Source organism: Hyphobacterium vulgare (assembly GCF_042643335.1).
Classification (GTDB): Bacteria; Pseudomonadota; Alphaproteobacteria; order Caulobacterales; family Maricaulaceae; genus Hyphobacterium; species Hyphobacterium vulgare.
This window is the reverse complement of the sequence record NZ_JBHRSV010000021.1, coordinates 1-1,920: the sequence shown is the minus strand read 5'-3', so window position 1 is coordinate 1,920 and position 1,920 is coordinate 1. Positions and strand designations below refer to the sequence as shown.

The following is a 1,920-nucleotide window of genomic DNA, read 5'->3' as shown; positions in this document are numbered from 1 at the left end:
GATGATCTGCTCCTCCGAATAGCGGCTCTTTCGCATCGTCCATCCTCTTCTCGATGGACTCTACCACGTTCAATTGGCCGGAATTCAGGGGGCTGGGTCACTCGCGACGCTGGTATGGATCAAACATTTTGGCAATTCTGAAACTTTGAGTTCGGATTTGCCAATAAAGGCAAACTTCGGACAAGCGTTTGTAGCTGAGTGCCTTAAGGCGTTATGGGCCGATCAATCCATCTCTGATCGTTCAATCAACCGAATGATCGAAGTAGCGCGCAATTCCATCAAATCACTCATCGATGAGGACGAAAAGGCGTTCAAAGCGTTTCGGTGAAAATACAGCCGCATGCGGATAAGCCGCGCCAAAGCTCGCTCAAGGTCATCCAAAATCGGCAGCCTTCGTCAACGGTTTCGAGATTCCTGGCTTGAGTTGGAAGCAACTCACCCAAAGGCAGTAATGGCATGGCCGCGTCCAACCGCTGAGGAACGAACAGCGGAAGAGTGGCTCGCCGACTATGGCCGGCGCACATGGCCGATGCGCATCCGCATGCGTGATTTGGACTGAGCGATTGTCAACCGAACCGCACAAAATCGATCACGGAATTTCGGTCGATTTTGGGTTCGAAAACTAGTGCGCATCCATTCGACGTGTGAAACTTAAAAGGCCGTTGCGTCACTCCCTGCACGGCCCGATCTCTTTAGAAACGCAAGCGTGACGCGCCTTTAGCCCGCCCATCGTGCGGAAAGGAGTAGTCATGTCAGGACTTAAGGAAATCCCGCTCATCTTCGTCGTACGCGAGGCCGGATGGGTGAAGGGCCCGTCGAAAGCGGTGTTGATCGCACTGACGCTTCGCACCGGAAAAGACAAACGCGCGCCTTGGCCTTCAATCAGGCTTATCGCGCGCGACTCCGGTTTTTCGGAGCGCACCGTGAAGCGCGCGCTTTCAAACCTCCAACGTCTTGACGTCGTTCGTGTCCGCAACCGGCCGGGACGCTCCAGCTTCTATCACGTGAACGACAAAAGGATCCGCGAACTGGGAACTGCCAATTCAAACAGCTCAGGTCAGGCTGACCCGACGGAGGAGGAAGGTAGCAGCGCACGGCCAGATTGGCCTGAGCCTCAGTCAGTCAGTCGTGGGTCCGGTGACGTAATGGCCCACGATTCTTCCATTGAGTCTTCCAATAATGAGAATGGCGGTACGGACGGATTCGAGAGAATTCGCAAACTCAACGCCGAGCGTTCCATCGAGGCAGAAATCGCCTTCGTGGAGGCGCTTGAAGCCAAGGGCTACGGATCAGTCGCAACCGCCCTGCTGATCGGAAACGAACCAGCTTTCAGATTGTACGAGGACACGAGTAGTACGCATTGTTCTAATCGACCGAGCTTCCTTTTCGTCTGGTATGCCGCCGCGATCGGCAAGGACAAACGCATTCCAAAAGCGATATTTACGCTCGGCCTGCACTGCGACCAGCTCATTTCCTGGCGAAAGTTCGAACGCCTACAGGCTGAACACCCCGATCGGCACTTTTCTGACGTCCCTGTCTCGACCCTGAAAGAGGCGCTGTCCGGGTGATGGCTAGACCCAGAGCACGCGAACGCACGGGTCCTACCGGGCCAGGTTCCGTATACGGGGAGGCTGAGCGCTTAATTTCGCCAGACACACAACATCGGGCGATGGTTTACAGTGACGGGTTTACAGTTGACTTTCAGGCGAGCGCTTCAGTCGGACACAACGCTCTGGCGGTCGAGGCGCTCTCACCTCGAGAACGAATTTCCGAGATCGGCCAGATACTTGCGGTCGGCCTCATCCGCGCAACTTTATCGGCAAATACCGCTCCCGGGACTGGACTTCGGCGTGATTTCGAGCGCTCGTCAGAAGAGACAAACTCATGACGAGACATCGCGATCCCTTCCCCGAACTGAAG

Annotated in this window: 2 protein-coding genes; one reads left to right on the top strand and one right to left on the bottom strand. The window is 55.4% G+C overall.

Annotation, left to right across the window (positions count from 1 at the left end):
* The first annotated feature begins 749 nt into the window (after window positions 1-749).
* Window positions 750-1,568: a helix-turn-helix domain-containing protein gene (locus tag ACFOOR_RS11515; protein ID WP_343165811.1), complete on the top strand. Its 819-nt coding sequence runs from the start codon at window positions 750-752 to the stop codon at window positions 1,566-1,568.
* 133 nt (window positions 1,569-1,701) lie between these two features.
* On the opposite strand, the gene ACFOOR_RS11510 is transcribed toward ACFOOR_RS11515, so the two are convergent.
* A partial coding sequence (locus tag ACFOOR_RS11510; protein ID WP_380214595.1) for a hypothetical protein occupies window positions 1,702-1,920 on the bottom strand: 219 nt, incomplete at its 5' end.

Bases quoted from the DNA above. Each gene is read 5' to 3' on its own strand.
- ACFOOR_RS11515 (WP_343165811.1), top strand. From the start codon at position 750: ATGTCAGGACTTAAGGAAATCCCGCTCATCTTCGTCGTACGCGAGGCC.